This window comes from Microtetraspora sp. NBRC 13810, assembly GCF_030268685.1.
Classification (GTDB): Bacteria; Actinomycetota; Actinomycetes; order Streptosporangiales; family Streptosporangiaceae; genus BSRQ01.
Window position 1 is genome coordinate 788607 of the sequence record NZ_BSRQ01000001.1, and the last position, 17954, is coordinate 806560.

General features: G+C 72.1%; 16 protein-coding genes. 9 read left to right on the forward strand and 7 right to left on the reverse strand.

What is annotated here, in order from left to right; all coding sequences use genetic code 11:
• Nucleotides 1–145: 145 nt before the first annotated feature.
• From coaA to QSK26_RS03575, 6 genes are all read left to right on the forward strand, one after another.
• Nucleotides 146–1087: a type I pantothenate kinase gene (coaA, locus tag QSK26_RS03550; RefSeq protein WP_285773467.1), complete on the forward strand. Its 942-nt coding sequence runs from the start codon at nt 146–148 to the stop codon at nt 1085–1087.
• Nucleotides 1088–1109: 22 nt separating this feature from the next.
• Entirely contained in the window at nt 1110–2075 is a 966-nt protein-coding gene (locus QSK26_RS03555; protein ID WP_285773468.1) for a DUF389 domain-containing protein, read from the forward strand.
• Nucleotides 2076–2136: 61 nt separating this feature from the next.
• Nucleotides 2137–3099 (forward strand): ABC transporter ATP-binding protein, encoded by a 963-nt coding sequence (locus tag QSK26_RS03560; protein ID WP_285773469.1) that lies wholly within the window; start codon nt 2137–2139, stop codon nt 3097–3099.
• A complete protein-coding gene (locus QSK26_RS03565) occupies nt 3096–3965 on the forward strand; it encodes an ABC transporter permease (RefSeq protein WP_285773470.1) in 870 nt (289 codons plus the stop codon). Before QSK26_RS03560 ends, QSK26_RS03565 begins: the two co-directional genes overlap by 4 nt.
• Nucleotides 3962–4918, forward strand: a complete 957-nt coding sequence (locus QSK26_RS03570) for an ABC transporter ATP-binding protein (protein ID WP_285773471.1) — start codon at nt 3962–3964, stop codon at nt 4916–4918. Before QSK26_RS03565 ends, QSK26_RS03570 begins: the two co-directional genes overlap by 4 nt.
• The gene (locus QSK26_RS03575) at nt 4918–5634 is read left to right on the forward strand and encodes an ABC transporter permease (protein ID WP_285773472.1); all 717 of its coding nucleotides are present in this window, start codon (nt 4918–4920) and stop codon (nt 5632–5634) included. The genes QSK26_RS03570 and QSK26_RS03575 overlap by 1 nt, the downstream gene beginning before the upstream one ends.
• A 51-nt stretch (nt 5635–5685) precedes the next feature.
• Here the strand turns inward: QSK26_RS03575 and glmM are convergent, their stop codons facing one another.
• From glmM to rplM, 3 genes are read right to left on the reverse strand one after another with little or no spacing between them, the layout of a single operon-like run.
• Nucleotides 5686–7044, reverse strand: a complete 1359-nt coding sequence (gene glmM, locus QSK26_RS03580; protein ID WP_285773473.1) for a phosphoglucosamine mutase — start codon at nt 7042–7044, stop codon at nt 5686–5688.
• Complete coding sequence (rpsI, locus tag QSK26_RS03585; protein ID WP_285773474.1) at nt 7041–7562, reverse strand: 30S ribosomal protein S9; 522 nt, start codon at nt 7560–7562, stop codon at nt 7041–7043. Before rpsI ends, glmM begins: the two co-directional genes overlap by 4 nt.
• 51 nt (nt 7563–7613) lie before the next feature.
• Entirely contained in the window at nt 7614–8057 is a 444-nt protein-coding gene (rplM, locus tag QSK26_RS03590; RefSeq protein ID WP_285773475.1) for a 50S ribosomal protein L13, read from the reverse strand.
• Nucleotides 8058–8427: 370 nt separating this feature from the next.
• On the opposite strand from rplM, the gene QSK26_RS03595 reads away from it, so the two are divergent.
• Nucleotides 8428–9204, forward strand: a complete 777-nt coding sequence (locus QSK26_RS03595) for a CAP domain-containing protein (RefSeq protein ID WP_285773476.1) — start codon at nt 8428–8430, stop codon at nt 9202–9204.
• A gap of 36 nt (nt 9205–9240) precedes the next feature.
• Complete coding sequence (locus tag QSK26_RS03600) at nt 9241–11475, forward strand: hypothetical protein (protein ID WP_285773477.1); 2235 nt, start codon at nt 9241–9243, stop codon at nt 11473–11475.
• Nucleotides 11476–12740: 1265 nt separating this feature from the next.
• Here the strand turns inward: QSK26_RS03600 and QSK26_RS03605 are convergent.
• Nucleotides 12741–13487 carry a hypothetical protein gene (locus QSK26_RS03605; RefSeq protein ID WP_285773478.1) on the reverse strand — a complete coding sequence of 249 codons (747 nt, stop codon included), beginning with the start codon at nt 13485–13487 and terminating at the stop codon, nt 12741–12743.
• Nucleotides 13488–14121: 634 nt separating this feature from the next.
• Here QSK26_RS03605 and QSK26_RS03610 point away from each other — a divergent pair.
• Nucleotides 14122–14994: a hypothetical protein gene (locus QSK26_RS03610; RefSeq protein ID WP_285773479.1), complete on the forward strand. Its 873-nt coding sequence runs from the start codon at nt 14122–14124 to the stop codon at nt 14992–14994.
• A 211-nt stretch (nt 14995–15205) separates the two neighbouring features.
• Here the strand turns inward: QSK26_RS03610 and truA are convergent, their stop codons facing one another.
• From truA to QSK26_RS03625, 3 genes are all read right to left on the reverse strand, one after another.
• A complete protein-coding gene (truA, locus tag QSK26_RS03615; protein WP_285773543.1) occupies nt 15206–16114 on the reverse strand; it encodes a tRNA pseudouridine(38-40) synthase TruA in 909 nt (302 codons plus the stop codon).
• Between the two features lie 139 nt (nt 16115–16253).
• Nucleotides 16254–16817, reverse strand: coding sequence for a 50S ribosomal protein L17 (gene rplQ, locus QSK26_RS03620; protein ID WP_285773480.1), 564 nt, complete (start codon nt 16815–16817; stop codon nt 16254–16256).
• Nucleotides 16818–16915: 98 nt separating this feature from the next.
• Nucleotides 16916–17932: a DNA-directed RNA polymerase subunit alpha gene (locus QSK26_RS03625; protein WP_185056249.1), complete on the reverse strand. Its 1017-nt coding sequence runs from the start codon at nt 17930–17932 to the stop codon at nt 16916–16918.
• Nucleotides 17933–17954 lie beyond the last annotated feature (22 nt).

Sequence of the window (17954 nt, forward strand, 5' to 3'; positions counted from 1 at the left end):
GGTCGCCAGTTGGACGTCATCCCGTTACCCTGACCAGGCATTACCCCAAATGGGTCGCCCATAATCCCCCGAATTTATCCACAGGGTGTGGACATGTCCGGACCCACCGGGCACCGTCCGGCGGCCGGTCAGTAGGCTTCCGTTCATGGTCAACGGGTCTCCCGCGGTGACGGCGTCGCCGTACGTCGAGCTGAGCCGCGAGCAGTGGCGTGATCTGCGCAAGAACACCCCGCTCACCCTCACCGAGGACGAGCTCGAAGAGCTGCGCGGCGTCGATGACCCCATCGACCTCGCCGAGGTGACCGACATCTACCTGCCGCTCACCCGCCTGCTCAACCTGCACTTCACCGGGGCCAGGCAGCGCGGCGCCGCGGTCAGCGCCTTCCTCGGCGAGAAGACGTCACCGCCGCCCTACATCCTGGGCATCGCGGGCAGCGTCGCCGTCGGCAAGTCCACCACCGCCCGGCTGCTGCACACGCTGCTGGCCCGCTGGCCCGAGCACGCGAAGGTCCAGCTCGTCACCACCGACAGCTTCCTCTACCCCAACCAGGTGCTGGCCGACCGGGGCATCACGCACCGCAAGGGCTTCCCCGAGAGCTACGACCGCCGGGCGCTGGTGCGGTTCGTCGCCGCGGTCAAGGCGGGCGCGGCCGAGGTGAGCGCGCCGGTCTACAGCCACCTGGGGTACGACATCGTGCCCGGCGCCGTCCAGACGATCCGGCGGCCCGACATCCTCATCATCGAGGGCCTCAACGTGCTCCAGCCCGCCCCGCCCACCTCCCTGGCGGTGTGCGACTACTTCGACTTCTCCATCTACGTGGACGCCAAGGTCGAGGACGTCCGCGACTGGTACATCGACCGCTTCCACAAGCTCCGGCGCACCGCCTTCGCCGACCCGAAGTCCTACTTCAAGTACGTCGCCGACATGCCGCACGACGAGGCCACCGAGTTCGCCAAGAACGTGTGGCGCGACGTCAACGAACGCAACCTCGTGGAGAACATCGCACCGACCCGCGGCAGGGCCGGGCTCGTCCTGCAGAAGAGCGCCGACCACGCCGTGCGCCGGGTGCGGCTGCGCCGTACCTGATCGAGGTCGCCACGTGCTGCACATGCGAGTGATCAGTCCGCCGTCGCTCACCGAGGAGATCACCGGCTACCTCTCCGAAGCCACCGGCGTCACCAACCTCGCCGTGCTCCCCGGCGCCGCCAGGCGGCCCGCGGGCGACCTGCTGATCTGCGACGTCGCCCGCGAGGCGGCCAACGACGTGATCGCCCGCCTCAAGGAGTTCCGCCTCGACTCCGTCGGCTCCATCGCGGTCGAGCGGGTGGACCTGTCGGTGTCGGAGGTCGCCGAGCAGGCCCGGGAGGAGGCGCCCGGCGAGAGCGACGACGCGGTCATCTGGGAGGAGCTCGCCGACCGGGCCGCGTCCGAGTCCAGGACCACCTGGGCGTTCCTCGCCTTCATGGCCATCGCCGTGCAGCTCGTGGCGATCGCCGTGGTGGTCGACTCGACGGTCCTCATCGTCGGCGCCATGGTGCTCGGGCCGGAGTTCGGCGCGGTGACCGCCATCTGCTTCGGGCTGCTGGGCCGCAGGTGGGGGCTGATCGGCTCGTCCCTGCGCACCCTGCTCGTCGGGTTCGCCTTCGGCATCGCGGTGACCTTCGCCTGCGCCTTCGTCTCCCGCGGCCTCGGCTGGCTCGACCCGGGGATGCTGTCCGAGCGGGAGGCGGTGCAGTTCATCGTCAAACCGGACCGCTGGTCGTTCATCGTGGCCGTGCTCGCCGGGGCGGCCGGCGTCCTGTCGATCACGGCGGGCAAGTCCTCGCCGCTGGTCGGCGTCTTCATCTCGGTCACCACCGTGCCCGCGGCCGGCTACGTCGCGCTGGCCGTCGCGCTCGGCGACTGGGACGACGTGGGCGGCTCCCTGGCCCAGCTCGCCATGAACATCGCGGCCATGGCCGTCGCCGGCACCGCCACCCTGTACATCCAGCGCTTCCTGTGGTCGCGCTACGGCAGGAGCGCCCCGCAGCGCCTCAGGAGCACCCTGATGACGGAGACCCGCCCCCGGGGATGACCCGGGCTTCGTCCGTTCGGACGAGGTACGCCAGGGGGCCGCGGCGGTAGCCTTCGGAACCATGCGCAGCTCGACGATCCTCGCCACCGAGGGGCTGTCCAGACGATTTCCCCGGGTCACCGCCCTCGACCGGCTCACGGTCACGGTCGGCCCCGGCGTCACCGGCCTGGTCGGAGCCAACGGCGCGGGCAAGTCCACCCTCATCAAGATCCTCCTCGGCCTGCTGGAGCCCTCCGCGGGCACCGCCCAGGTCCTCGGCATGGACATCGCCACCCAGGCCCCGGAGATCCGCCGGGCCGTGGGCTACATGCCCGAGCACGACTGCCTGCCGCCGGACGTGTCGGCCACCGAGTTCGTCGTGCACATGGCCCAGATGTCCGGCCTGCCGCGCACGGCCGCCCGGGAGCGGGCCGCGGACACGCTGCGCCACGTCGGCCTGCACGAGGAGCGTTACCGGTCCATCGGCGGCTACTCCACCGGCATGAAACAGCGGGTCAAGCTCGCCCAGGCGCTGGTGCACGACCCGCGGCTGGTCTTCCTCGACGAGCCGACCAACGGCCTCGACCCGCAGGGCCGCGACGAGATGCTCGCCCTGATCCGGCGGATCGGCGCCGAGTTCGGCATCAGCGTGCTCGTCACCTCCCACCTGCTCGGCGAGCTGGAACGCGTCTGCGACCACGTCATCGTCGTGGACGGCGGGCGGTTGCTGCGCTCCTCGTCGATCTCGGAGTTCACCGAGGCCACCCAGACCGTGACCGTCGAGGTGGAGGAGGGCGAGACGGTCCTCGCCGCGCGGCTGCGCGAGCTCGGCGAGAGCGTCGTCCCGCACGGGCGGCTGCTCGCCGTCCAGGTGCGCGGCGACGAGACCTACGACGCCGTACGCGACGCGGTGTGCGACCTCGACCTGTCCCTCATCCGGCTGGAACAGGGACGCAGGCGCATCGAGGACGTGTTCCGCGACTCGGCGGCCGAGCCCCGCCGCGCGGACGACGACATGGCGACGACAGGGCGGGGTCCCGCATGAGCACCGGAGTCATCCACGACATCGGCTACCGCCGCTACGAGGGCGCGCGGCTCGGCCGGCGGCACGCGTTCACCGCGCTGGTCGTGCACAGCCTGCGCGGCGCCTTCGGGCTCGGCAGGACCGCCCGCTCCAAGATCGTGCCCTTCCTGCTGGTGATCGTCATGCTGCTGCCCGCCGTCGTGGCCATCGCGGTCATGGCGCTCGCCCAGCAGCGCTCGATCGGCTACTCGAACTACGTCACGCTCATGCAGCCGGTCGTCATGATCTTCCTGGCCGCCCAGTCGCCCTACCTCGTCGCCCCGGACCTGCGCTTCCGGGTGCTGCCGCTCTACCTGTCCCGGCCGGTGACCGTGCCGGACTACGTGGGCGCCAAGGTGGTCGCGATGATCGCGGCCGTGCTCCTGCTGATCGCCACGCCGATCACGGTGACGTTCGTCGGCGAGCTGCTGGTGAACATGCCCGGCCCGCCGCGCACCGGCGAATACCTCGGGGCGCTGGCCACATCGGTGATCTATGCCGTGCTGCTGGCCGCCCTGAGCCTCGCCATCGCCTCGTTCACGCCCAGGCGCGGGCTCGGCGTCGCCTCGGTCATCGCGTTCTACCTGCTCGCCTCCGGCGTCTCGACCGTGCTAGCCGGGGTGTTCGCGTCCCTCACCGACCGGGCGACCGCCGGGTGGATGCTGCTGATCAACCCGTTCTTCCTCGTCGACGCGGTCCAGGTGTGGCTGTTCGGCAGCGAGCCGGCCGCACCGTTCCCCTACCCCGGCGGCGCCGGCGGACCCGTCGCCCTGCTCGGCGTGCTCGGCTGGGTCGCGCTGGGCCTGCTCGCCCTGGCCGCCCGCTACCGGAAGGCGGCCTCGGCATGACCGCGCAAGCCGTACCCACCCCGCCGGCCACCGGCCCCGCCACCGTCGAGCTGCGGCAGGTGTCGCGCTGGTACGGCAACGTGGTCGCGGTCAACGACGTCACGATGACGATCGGGCCCGGCGTGACCGGACTGCTCGGCCCCAACGGCGCGGGCAAGTCCACCCTGCTCAACATGATGGCCGGCTTCCTCGCCCCCTCCGGCGGCACGCTGTCGCTCAACGGTCGGCCCGTCTGGCGCAACCACGACATCTACCGGCTGATCGGCCTGGTCCCGGAGCGGGAGGCCGTGTACGGGTTCCTCACCGGCTGGCAGTTCGTGCTCTCCAGCGCCAAGCTGCACCGCCTGCCCGACCCGGTGGAGGCCGCCAGGCGGGCGCTCGCCACGGTCGAGATGGAGGCCGCCAAGGACCGGCGCATCGAGACCTACTCCAAGGGCATGCGCCAGCGGGTGAAGGTCGCCGCCGCCATGGTGCACGACCCGCAGGTGCTGCTGCTCGACGAGCCGTTCAACGGCATGGACCCCCGCCAGCGCCTGCACCTGATGGACCTCGTCAAGGCGATGGGCGCCGCGGGCAAGACGATCGTGTTCAGCTCGCACATCCTGGAGGAGGTCGAGCGGGTCGCCGGGCACATCGAGGTCATGGTGGCCGGGCGGCACGCCGCCTCCGGTGACTTCAGGGAGATCCGCCGGCGGATGACCGACCGGCCGCACCTGTTCAAGGTCCGCTCCAGCGACGACCGGCGCCTCGCCGCCGCCCTCATCGCCGACGCCTCCGCGGGCGCCGTCTCCCTCGCCGGGACCGGCCTCGAAGTGCAGGCGGTCGACTTCCGGCGCTTCACCTGGCTCCTCCCCCGGGTCGCCCGCGACGCCGGCGTGCGGGTCTGGGAGGTCTCCCCGGCCGACGAGGACCTCGAAAGCGTCTTCTCCTACCTCATCACCCGGAGCACCTGATGAACACCACAGTCGCCGGGATCAGCTATCGGGCCGTGATCGGGCGGCGCAGGATCTGGCTGCTGCTCCTGCTGCCTCTGGTGCTGATCGGCCTGGCCGTGCTGCTGCGCCTGGTCGGCAGCGCCGACGAGGCCACGGCCGGCACCCTGCTCAGCACGTTCGCGATCGGCACGATGCTGCCGCTGACCGGCCTCATCGCGGGCACCGGGGTGATCGGCCCGGAGATCGACGACGGCACCATCGTGCACCTGCTCGCCAAGCCGATCCCGCGCCCGGTCATCGCGCTGACGAAGTTCCTGGTGGCGGCGTCGCTGCTGGCGGTCTTCGCCGCGCTGCCCACCTATGTCGCGGCCTGGCTGCTGGTGCGGAACGAGGAGAACATCGCGGTCGGCTTCGGCCTCGGCGCCCTGGTCGGCGGCATCGCCTACGCGGCGGTGTTCCTGCTGCTCGGCACCCTCACCCGGCACGCGGTCACCATCGGCCTCGCCTACGCCCTGGTCTGGGAGGGCCTCGTCGGCGGCCTGGTGCCGGGCGCCCGGCAGTTCTCGGTCCAGCAGTGGGCCAACGCCATCGCCGACCGGCTCTCCGGCTCGGCGTTCGTCGGCACCGACGTCACGCTCGGCTTCGCGATCCCGGCCCTGATCATCGTCACCGTCGGCGCCCTGCTGTGGACCGGGCAGCGCCTGCGGTCCTTCTCCGTCACCGGCGACGAGTGACACCGAACCGCCCGTGCCCCCGGGAAGGGGACACGGGCGGTCAGGGCGATGTCAGCCGCAGGTGGTGCTCACCACGTCGGCGAGACGCGCGGCGATCTCCTTGGCCTGGGCCTCGGAGGCGGCCTCGACCATGACGCGGATCATGGGCTCGGTGCCGCTGGGCCGGATGAGCACCCGGCCCTCGTCGCCCAGCTCGGCCTCGGCGTCGGCGATGGCCGCCTTCAGCTCGGCCGACTGTGCGGCCTTGGCCTTGTCGACGCCCTTCACGTTCACCAGGATCTGCGGCAGGCGGGTCATCACCGACGCCACCTCGGCGAGGGTGCGGCCCTGCCTGGCCACCTCGGCCAGCAGGTGCAGCGACGTCAGCAGGCCGTCACCGGTGGTGGCGTGGTCGAGGAGCAGGACGTGCCCGGACTGCTCCCCGCCGAGGTTGTACCCCCCGGCCTTCATCGCCTCCAGGACGTAACGGTCGCCCACGGCCGTCTCGATCACCTTCACCCCGGCGTCACGCATGGCGATCTTGAAGCCGAGGTTGGACATGACCGTGGCGACGACGGTGTCGTGCGCCAGCCGTCCCTCGGCGCGCATCGCCATCGCCAGGATGGCCATGATCTGGTCGCCGTCGACGACCTCGCCGGTGTGGGTGACCGCCATGCACCGGTCGGCGTCGCCGTCGTAGGCCACGCCGAGATCGGCGCCACGCGAGACGACGACCTGCTGGAGGCGCTCGATGTGCGTCGTGCCGTACCCGGCGTTGATGTTCAGCCCGTCCGGGCGGGCGCCGATGGCCTCGACCGTGGCGCCGGCGCGCAGCAGCGCCTCGGGGGCCACCATGTGGGCGGCGCCCTGGGAGCAGTCGACCACGACGTTCAGCCCGTCGAGGCCGCGGGGCAGGGAGGTCAACAGGTGGGAGATATAGCGGTCGGCCTCGCCGTACGCCTCTCGGACGCGGCCGACGGCGGCTCCCACCGGGCGGTCCCACTTCTCACCGAGCCGCCGCTCGATCTCGTTCTCCACCGCGTCGGGCAGCTTGAAGCCGCCGCGGGCGAGGAACTTGATGCCGTTGTCCGGCGCGGGATTGTGGGACGCGGACAGCATGACGCCGAAGTCGGCGCCAAGCGCGGACGTCAGATAGGCCACTGCGGGGGTGGGCAGCACGCCCAGCCGGAGCACGTCGACCCCGGACGACGCGAGGCCGGCGACCACGGCGGCCTCCAGGAATTCACCGGAGGCACGCGGGTCCCGGCCCACGACGGCCACCGGGCGGTCACGCCGCCCAGTGGCCTCGGACGCGCTCGCATCGCCGAGGACGTGCGCCGCCGCGACGGACAGGTCCAGGGCGAGCTCGGCCGTGAGGTCGCGGCCCGCGACCCCACGTACCCCGTCGGTGCCGAAAAGACGGCTCGTCAACGCTTGCTGTACTGCGGAGCCTTACGGGCCTTCTTGAGGCCGTACTTCTTCCGCTCCTTGGCCCTCGCGTCGCGGGTCAGGAAGCCCGCCTTCTTCAGCGGCGGGCGGTTGGTCTCGACGTCGAGCACGGCGAGCGCACGGGCGAGGCCCATCCGCAGCGCACCGGCCTGGCCGGTCACGCCGCCGCCGTCGATGCGGGCGATGACGTCGAACTGCTCCTCGGCGCCGAGCGTCACGAAGGGCTCGTTGACGATCTGCTGGTGCACCTTGTTCGGGAAGTAGGTGTCCAGCGACCGACCGTTGATCGTCCACTTGCCGGTGCCCGGAACGATGCGGACCCGGGCGATGGCCTCCTTGCGGCGGCCGGTGCCGTACGAGTTGCCCGTCGTGATGGGCTTGCGGACGGCGGCCTCACTGCTGCCAGCGGACTCGGTGGTGTACTCGGACGGGAACTCCTCGCTGGAGAATTCCTCCAGCTCGCCCTCGATGGGCGTCTCGACACCGGTGGGCTCGGCCACGGTTCTCCTCTTACTTTCGGTTACTCGGACGTCAGCCGTCGGCCAACGGTGCTACTGGGCGATCTGGGTGATCTCGAACGGAACCGGCTGCTGGGCCTTGTGCGGGTGCTCGGCACCGGCGTAGACCTTCAGCTTCTTGGCCATCTTCCGGCCGAGGGCGTTCTTCGGGAGCATGCCCTTGACGGCCTTCTCCACGGCGCGGTCGGGCCGCTTCTCCATGAGCTCGCTGTAGGGCACGGCGCGCAGACCGCCCGGGTAGCCCGAGTGGCGGTATGCCTTCTTCTGCTCAAGCTTGTTGCCGGTCAGCGCGACCTTGTCGGCGTTGACGACGATGACGAAGTCACCGGTGTCGACATGCGGGGCGAAGGTCGGCTTGTGCTTACCGCGGAGCAGCGTCGCGACGTGGCTGGCCAGCCGGCCCAGGACGACATCGGTCGCGTCGATGACGTACCACTGACGCTGGACGTCGGCGGGCTTCGGTGAGTACGTGCGCACGGTCGTAAGCCTTCTTTGCTCGCGTCTTCGGCGCTGTCGGATGTGACAGCTCTGGTCGGAGGGTGCGGGCACACGACGGCCCGGACCTTCCGTCTCCGCACTACGGGAGATGACGCCGGACGCGCCGCGCTTCGGTCACGCAAGGACCGACTCGCACACAACGAACTAGCAGACTACCGGCCGTGACGCTCATGGGTCAAAGCGACGCGGAGGAAACCCGGCGATCCGTACAGCAGTCTACCGGGGCCGGTACGGCGGGCGAGACCGCGCAAAATCCCGGATTTCTCGATGGGAGTGGACAAACGGTTGCATCTCGTTCCCGCTAACCTCTTCTTCCCCAAGACCTAACATCTCTATCGTTGACTGCGGTATGTGGCAGACCCCTCACCCCCGGCACACCCAGCGGCCCAGCCGACGCCGGAACCACGTGGGCGTCTTCGCCTGCCTTCTTATCTCCGCGCTGATCAGCGGCATCGTGATCGGACGCGTCTCGGCCGGCTCCGAAGCGCCGGAACAGGTCTTCCTGAACAACGCCGCCCCCGGCACCCCCACGCCGAGCGCGCAGGCCGAGGTCCGCGCCGAGAAGACCCGCGCCCCGCTCGGCGAGGTCGTCCGCCCCACGGCCGTCCCCCGCCGCAGTCAGCGCGCGCGCCCGACCGTCAGCGTCTCCAAGACCCCGCGCAACAGCATCGACGGCTCCTACGGGACCGACGGCGGCGGCACCGTCATCGGCCCCGACCTCGGTGACGACGAAGCCGACGGCCGGCTGAGCCCGGTGGAGTCCGAGGTCGTCAAGCTCACCAACGCCGCCAGGCGCAAGGCGGGCTGCCGGCCGCTGCGCGTCGACTCCCGGCTCGTCCGCTCGGCCAAGGGCCACTCGGCCGACATGGCGGCGTTCGACTATTTCTCGCACAACTCCAAGGACGGCAGCTCCCCGTGGAAGCGGATGGAGCGGGCCGGTTACCGCAGCGGCGGCGCCGAGAACATCGGCCGCGGCTACTCCAGCGCCTCCCAGGCCGTACGCGGCTGGATGGGCAGCCCGAGCCACCGGAACAACATCGTGAACTGCGACCTCGTCGCCATCGGCGTAGGGGTCTCGGACGGGGCGGGCGGCCCGTGGTGGACGCAGGATTTCGGGTATTCGTGACCGGTTCAGCTCTGTTGGACGGTTAATCTCGACCGCATGGGCTTTCCCGGGGAACCGCCGCGCCGCCAGCCGTACGCCGGACCCGACTCGTCCCCTCCTGGGGAGAGCTGGTTCGACTCCACGCACGACCGACCCTCCGAGCCGTCCCGCCCGGACCGGCCCGGGCCTTCCGGTCCCGGCTCCTCGGGCCCCGGCTCCTCGGGTCCCGGCTCTTCCGTGCCCGGCTTCCCCGGGTCCGGCTCCGGGAGCACGTACGACGGCGGCCTCAGCCAGACCTACGGCCGCCCGCGCCCCGACGCCGGCGGTCCCCCGTCCCCCGGCCTGCCGCCGTCCGGCCCCCAGGGCCAACCGCTCCCCGGCGGCGACCCGTTCGGCCAGCCCCGCAGCGGCACCGACCCCTTCGGCCAGCCGCGCAGCGGCACCGACCCGTTCGGCCAGCCCCAGACCGGAGCCGACCCGTACGCCCGGCCCCGCTCGGGCACCGACCCGTACGGCCAGCCCCGTGGCACCGACCCCTTCGGTCAGCCCCGTGGCGGCACCGACCCCTTCGGCCAGCCCGCCACCGGCGCCGACTCGTCGGGACAGGCGCAACCCGGTACCGACCCGTACGGGCAGGCGCAGACCGGCACATACAGCCGGCCCGACGCCTTCGGCCAGGCACAGACCGGCACATACAGCCGACCCGACGCCTTCGGCCAGGGGACGCCCACGCCGGGCCGCCCCTCCGACCCCTTCGGCCAGCCCTCCCCCGGCCAACCGTCCTCCGGTCAGCCGTCCTCCTTCGGCCAGGGGCCTGCCGATCCCTTCGGCGGGCCGTCCCAGGATCCTTTCGGGCAGCCGTCTCCGGGCGCCGGGCAGCCGTACGGCTCGCCGCCCGCCGAAGACCCGGCCGCCAACTTCGCCGCCACCGGCCCCTTCGCCCGCATCACCGGCACCACCCCCGCGCCCGAGGGCACGGGACCGTCCACCCGCGCCCCGGAGGGCACCGGCTCCTTCGGACGGGTCACGGGCTCAGAGGGCACCGGCTCCTTCGGCCGCCCCACCGGCCCGGAGAACGGCGCGCCCTTCGGCGGAGGAGGACCTGACGGCACCGGCTCCTTCGGCGCGGGGACGGACAAGACGAGCTCCTTCGGCGCGGGGCCGGGAAGCACCGGCTCCTTCGGCGCGGGGCCGGACGGCACCGGTTCGTTCGGCGCGGGGGCGGAGAAGACGAGTTCCTTCGGCGCGGGGGCGGATGGCACCGGGTCCTTCGGTTCGGGGGCGGACAAGACCGGTGGCTTCGGCGCGGGGCCGGACGACGGGCCCTTCGGCCGGGGCGGTGGCCCGCAGGCCGCGCAGTCTCCCGAGGGCGCGGGGCCGTCCGGGCGCAGGGCGGCGAAGCAGGCGGGGGGCACGGGGCCCTTCGCGCGGATCGACGACGACCGGGAGGAGTCCGAGGGCGGGGAGCTGGGTTTCGGTCTGCCCGAGGGCAAGCGCCGCGACGGCAAGAAGTCGGAGGTGCCCCAGGAACGGCGTAGCCGGGACATGTGGAGCCCCTACGACGAGGGACCGCGGTCGTACCGGCCGATCTACTACGCCGTCGCCGCGCTGCTCCTGCTGGCCGCCGGCGGGTACGGGCTCACCGTGATGGCGTCGTGGGATTCGGACACCACCGCCACGACGGAGCCCGCGCCGTCGGTGGGCGCCCCGGTCGCACCCGCCGCGCCGGGCGGCAAGGAGGGTTTCGCCGCCTCGCGCAAGACGGACAAGTACCCGCTGACGCTCAACGAGCTGTTCGCCCGCAAGAAGATCACCACCAAGGACGGCAGTTACGAGATGACGGTCCGGCGCAGCGACAAGTCCTGCAAGAACGGCGCCACCGGCGACAAGCTCACCAAGGCGCTGTCGTCGGCCAAGTGCACCCAGATGCTGCGGGCGAGCTTCCGCGACAAGTCCGGAAAAATCATCGGAACGGTGGGCGTGGCCAACCTGTCGAACGGCAGCGGCGCCACCAAGGTCGTCGAAGCCGCGGCCGGGGGCAAGCTGGAGGACTACGTCAAGCCGCTCCCCGGCAAGGACGACGTCACCAAGGCCCTCGGCAGCGGCCAGGCGAACGCCGGAGCCTGGCGGTTCGGCCACTACGCGGTGCTGCTGTGGTTCCAGTACAAGGACGGCCACGCGCCCAGCAAGGCGGAACAGAAGAAGCTCACCCAGGCCGCGGTGAGCATCACGGATGTCACCGTCTACCCGGCGCTGGAGTCCCGCGCGCTCACCGGACGCCGTCCCGGCTGAGCCAGCAAAGGCCCCATTCAGCCCACAAGAGCAACGAAAAGGGCAACGGATCCGGTCATACCGGCTTGATGATCTCCGATGCTCGATACTCTTCCGCATATGCGTGGCCAGGATTCCCGGTCGTCCGAGCACGAACCTGACATCAACGGCTCGGCCGCACCGGCGACACCCCCGCCGAGCTTCGGCCAGCCGACGTCTCCCCCGCTCCGGACCGGTGCACAGACGTACCCACCACCGCACTCCCCCACCACGGGCGATGCGGCGGCCCACCGACCCGGCCCGGAGCCGGACGTCGACCAGGCACCCTGGGGCGCGTCCGCCCAACCCTGGGAGGTCCCCAGCGACGCCGCCCCCTACGACTGGTACGCCACCCCACCCCCAAACCTCGGCCCCCCATCCCCCAACGGCCTCGGCCCGGAGAACGGTGCCGCCCTCGGCCCGGGGAATGGCGGCGCTCTCGGTCCAGGGAATGGCGCCGGGAGCGGTCTCGGCCCCGGCGGCCCCAGCGCGGGTCCCGGCCTCGGTACAGGTCCGGGCCCCAGCTTCGGTACCGGCCTCGGACCCAACGCGGGTCCCGGTCACGGCCCCGGTACGAGCCCCGGCCGTGATTTCGGTCCCAGCGCTGGCGGCGGCCTCGGTCCCGGAACGGGTCCCGGCGGTGGCCCCGGTCCCGTCACGAACCCTGGCGGTGGCCCCGGTGCTGTAAGCGGTGACTTCGGGCCCGGTTATGGTCCCGCGACGGGTCCCAACCCTGGCCCCGGCTTCGGCACGGGCGCGGGTCCCGGCCCTGCTTTCGGTCCTGGGACGGGCCCTGGTGGTGGCCTTGGTCCCGGTACAGGTCCTGGTGGTGGCCTTGGCCCCGGCTATGCCTCTGCGACAGGTCCCAACTCCAACCCCGGCACCGGTCCCGGCCCTGGTTTCGGTCCCGGTCAAGGCCCCGGTACGGCCGCCGCTCTCGGCCCTGGCGGGGTCGGCCCTGGTGGGGTCGGCTCTGGCGGGGGTGGTGCTTCAGGCTCTGGTTTTGGTGCGGATGGCGATGGTCCGGCGGTGCCCTGGACGCCTTCCGGTGTGCCGCTGCCCGGTGCGCTTCTGCCCGGCGGTCCCATCCCCGGCGCCCAGGGGCCCGGCGGAGCCGTACCCGGGGGTCCGCAGCCGTGGGTCCCGCCCGGGGCGCTCCCGCCGTCCCACAGGCAGCCCGAGCCGCCGTTCCCGAACCTGCCGCGTCCTGGGTCGCTGAACCCCGCCGACTGGCAGCCCCCGCCCGCCTACACCGCGGCGGCGGCCGGCATGCCGGTCCCCACCGCCTCCGACACCTCCGGCCAGGCCACCTGGCCCGCCGCCACCGGCGAACCGGTCGAAACACCGACCTGGCCCCCCGGCTCCCCCCGCCCCGCCACCCCCGGCTGGACCCCGAACGCGTCTGAACGCCAGGACACCCCGGGCTGGACCCCCACCTCTCCGGAGCCCAAGGACACTCCCGGCTGGACCCCCGGCGCCACCGACCCCAAAGAGACCCCTGGCGCATCGGGCGTGCAGGAGATCCCCGGTTGGACGCCCAACGCCTCGGAGCCGAAGGACACCCCCGGCTGGACGCCCGGCGCGTCGGGGCCGGGGGACGCCGGTCCGCGGGACGCGGTGGCGGACGCGGCGTGGTGGAGTGAGCCGCAGGACACGGCCTCCTGGAACCAGCCCAAGGACGCCTCCGCGGACCGGCCCTCGCCCGACGTCCTGGACGGCCCCGGCGGTGAGATCGCCGACGCCGGCCTGACCCGGCCGGTGCGGCAGCGCGACGTGGAAGACGTACCCGTATGGCCGCCCTCCGGTACGGACCCCGGCCACCAGCCGACCGGTCCCACCCCCTCCGACGGCACCCTCCCCCTGGCCCCCGGCGACGCCACCGTCCCCGTACGCCATGGCGCGGACTCCCCACGCGCCACCAGCTCGCCGGGCTCCTCGGGCTCCGGCTCCACTGGTTCGACCGACTCCACGGGCTCCGGCTCCACGGGCTCCACGGGCTCCACAGTCCCCGGAGGCGGCACGTCCGCTCTCGCCCTGCCACCGGGTCCCTCCGCCCTCGACGCTCCCGGCGGCCCCGCCACCCCGCAGGCCCCCGGAACGACGCCGGGCGCACATGCACCCTCCACGAGCGAAGCCCCCCTCAACGGCACCGGCCCCCACACCCCGGGAACCCCCCAGACCGGACCCGGCCCCGACGGCACGAACGCAACCCAAGGCACAAGCGGAACCCAGGGCACAAACGCCCCTCAGGGCGCAAGCGGCCCCCATCCCGTAACCGGAACCCAGGCCGTGAACGGGACTCAGCCCGTAAACGGAACCCAGGCCGTGACAGGGCCCCAGGGCGTGAACGGTACCCAGGCCATGAACGGGACCCACCTCGAACCCGGCCTCCAAGCCGCAAGCACAACTCAGCCCGAAGGCACCCTTCAACCCGAAACCGCAGCCGAAACCACGTCCCCAGCCGGAATCCCTCCCCACCCCGGAACGGCGGCCCCCGCCGGAACCGGCCCCCAAGGCGGCAACGGACCGCAGCCCGGGGAAGCCCCCGGGTCCCCGGAGGGCGGGGAAACCAACGAAGACACGACAACCCTCGTCAAGGGTCAGGCACAGGGGCAGGGCCAAGGTGGGGTGACGTTCCCGGGGGGTCCGGCGGAGTGGCCGACGCCGCCGCATGGGATGCCTCCCGGCGGGCCGCCGCCGCTGTCGTCGGAGCCGCGCGGGCCGTTCACGCCGCCGCCGGGTCCGGCGGAGCCGGGCTTTCCGCCGGGGACGGACTTCGGCGGCCCGCAGCGGGAGCGCGGCAGCCGCAGGAAGGCCGTGCTGATCGGGGTCGGCGCGCTGGCGCTGCTGGCGGTGGTCGGCAGCGGCGGCTACTTCGGCTACCAGGCGATCTCGGCGCCCGAGCCGGTCAGCGCGGCACCGGTGCCGACGCCGCCGCCGGGTGACCCCGGGCCCGCCGACTCGCGGGTCACGTCCATCCTGAACACCGAGTCCACCGATCCGAAGGCGCTCACGCTGGCGGAGGCGTTCCCGGACCGGCAGATCGAGGTGTCCGGGGCGACGTTCACCCGGGTCAAGACGGCCATGACGATGGAATGCGACACGGCGGCGACGGGCGCGTTCGCGACGGCGTTGCGCGACAACAAGTGCAGCCGGGTCCTGCGCGCGACGTACGTGGACGCCAAGAAGCGTTACGCGATCACCACCGGCATCGCCGTACTGCCGTCCCTGGACGACGCCCTGCACGCGGACAAGGCGAAGAACCTCATGGGGAACGTGTGGTTCCGCCCGCTCCCCGGTTCGGCGGCGTCGGGGGCGGACCGGGTGCACATCGCCGGCGGGTACGCCTCCGGCCTGGTCTGGGGACGCTACATCGTCTTCAGCTATGCCACGAACGCCGACGGCCACACCCCTACCCCCAAGGAGACCGGCCTCGGCAAGGTGAGCGGCGGCTTCAGGGACACCACCGCCCTGGTCCTGGAACGCCGCATCACCGGCTGACCCCGCCAACCCCGACGCCCGCGCCCTCCTCCCCGAAGGCGCGGGCGTCCCGCGTCCCACCCCCGGAAGAAAACCCGGACCGTCCGGCCCCTCGCCGAAGGCCCAGCGGCGGCAGGCACCTCGCACGGACCCGGCCACTGAAGGCTTCAGAGCCGGTGAAGGCTCAGAGGTGGTAAGGCTCAGAGCCGGTGAAGGCTTAAGGGTCGGTGGCTCAGAGGTGGAGGGTGCGGACTCGGCGGGTGAGGGTGGCGCGGCGGGCCAGGTCGGCGGGGGCCGGGTAGCGGACCTCTTCCAGGCACAGGCCGTGCGCGGGAGCCACGTGAACGCCGGAGTCGCGTACGGCGTGTGCCAGGACCTCGCCCGGCCATGCCACCTCGCGGCGGCCGTCGCCCGCGGCGAGCAGCGAGCCGACGAGGGCGCGCACCATCGAGTGGCAGAACGCGTCGGCGACCACGGTGGCCGCGAGGATGCCGTCCGCGCCGCGGACCCAGTCGAGCCGCTGCAACTCGCGGATGGTGGTGGCGCCCTCGCGCTGCTTGCAGAAGGCGGCGAAGTCGTGTTCGCCCAGCAGTCGCGCCGCCGCCGCGTTGAGCCGGGCGGTGTCCAGAGGGCGCGGGTGCCAGAGCACCTCGCGCCGGCGCAACGGATCGACCCCGCCCGGCGCGTCGCTCACCCGGTACACATATCGCCGCGAAAGCGCCGAGAACCGGGCATCGAAGCCCTCAGGAGCCACGCTAAGGCGATGAACTCGCACATCGGGCGGCAGAACCCCGGCGAGACTGCGGAACAGTCCAGGGAGCCGCTCAGCGATTCCCGCGGGTTCCGCCTCGGCGTCCTTGCGGCGGTTGCGGTTCATCGCCTCGACCGCGGCCACCGGCAGGTCGGCGTGCGCCACCTGACCGCGCGCGTGCACCCCGGCGTCGGTACGGCCGGCCACCGTCAGGGCAGGCGCCGGATCGAGCCGCAGGATCCGGCCCAGGGCCGCCTCGATCTCGCCCTGCACGGTCCGTCTCCCGGGCTGTACGGCCCAGCCGGAGAACTCCGTGCCGTCGTACCCGAGGTCGAGCCGCACCCGTACGACCTCCTCCGGAGCGGAGGACGCGTGCGCCGGGGGAGGCACGCTGCCGGAGGGAACCGGCGAACTCGCACCGGAAGTCACAGAATCACCCACCTCGGAGACACGGTAAGCAAACCACCTGGAGCAGCAGAAAGGCCCGGCGCCCCAGGGAACGGGACACCGGGCCTCACGTGCGATGCGGTCAGGCCTCGTCCTTCTTGGACTCGGCGGCCGGAGCGTCGGCGTCGGCGGGAGCGTCGGTCGCCTCGGCGGCCTCGTCCTTCGCCTCGACGGCGTCCTTCGGCTCTTCCGCGGTGTCCTGCGGCTCCTCGACGGCGTCCTTGGGCTCCTCGGCGGGAGCGGCAGGCGCGGCGGCGGGGGCCTGGCGGGAGACGGTGACCGGGTTCAGCGGCTCGGTCACCAGCTCGATCACGGCCATCGGCGCGTTGTCGCCCTTACGGGGACCGATCTTGGTGATCCGGGTGTAGCCACCGGGGCGCTCGGCGAAGGTCGGCGCGATCTCGGTGAACAGGTGGTGGACGACGCCCTTGTCCTTGACAACCGTGAGGACCTGGCGACGGTTGTGGATGTCGCCCTTCTTGGCCTTGGTGATCAGGCGCTCGGCGAGCGGGCGCAGGCGCTTGGCCTTGGCCTCGGTGGTCCGGATGCGGCCGTGGTCGAACAGCTCGGTGACGAGGTTCGCCAGGATGAGCCGCTCGTGCGCGGGACTGCCGCCGAGACGGGCACCCTTCGTGGGCTTGGGCATTGCGTTCTCCTTGTGAGTGAACCCGCCCCGGCCGTATGAGGTACCGGGGTCGGGCCGGCGGGCGCCCCCCGTGGAGAGGGCGCCCCCGATGATCTAACTCAGTACTGCTCGGTCTCGACGTACCGGCTGTCGTCGTCGTCGCTGTAGTCGCCGGCCACCGCGCTCGGGTCGAACCCGGGCGGGGAGTCCTTGAGCGCCAGCGACATCTCGTGCAGCTTCTGCTTGACTTCCTCGATCGACTTGGCGCCGAAGTTGCGGATGTCCAGCAGGTCCTGCTCGCTGCGCGCGACCAGCTCGCCCACGGTGTGGATGCCCTCGCGCTTGAGGCAGTTGTAGGACCGGACCGTGAGGTTGAGCTCCTCGATCGGCAGCGCCAGGTCGGCGGCGAGCGCCGCGTCCGTCGGCGACGGGCCGATGTCGATGCCCTCGGCCTCGACGTTCAGCTCGCGGGCGAGACCGAACAGCTCGACCAGGGTCTTGCCCGCGGAGGCCACGGCGTCGCGCGGCTTCATGCTGGGCTTGGTCTCGACGTCGAGGATGAGACGGTCGAAGTCGGTGCGCTGCTCGACTCGGGTCGCCTCGACCTTGTAGGTGACCTTGAGCACCGGGGAGTAGATCGAGTCGATCGGAATCCGGCCGATCTCCTGACCCGGCTGCTTGTTCTGCGCGGCGGAGACGTAACCGCGGCCGCGCTCGACGGTCAGCTCCATCTCCAGCTTCGCCTTGCCGTTCAGCGTGGCGATGCGCAGCTCGGGGTTGTGCACCTCGACGCCCGCGGGCGGCGCGATGTCGGCGGCGGTGACCTCGCCGGGCCCCTGCTTGCGGAGGTACATCACGACCGGCTCGTCGTGCTCGGAGGAGACGACCAGCTCCTTGAGGTTCAGGATGATGTCGGTGACATCCTCCTTGACCCCGGGCACGGTCGAGAACTCGTGCAGCACGCCCTCGATGCGGATGCTGGTGACGGCCGCCCCCGGGATGGAGGACAGCAGCGTGCGCCGCAGCGAGTTGCCGATGGTGTAGCCGAAGCCCGGCTCCAGCGGCTCGATGACGAACCGGGACCGGGTCTCCTCAAGGGATTCCTCGAGGAGGGTCGGACGCTGAGCGATCAGCATTGGGATCTCCCCTGTTTCTCCA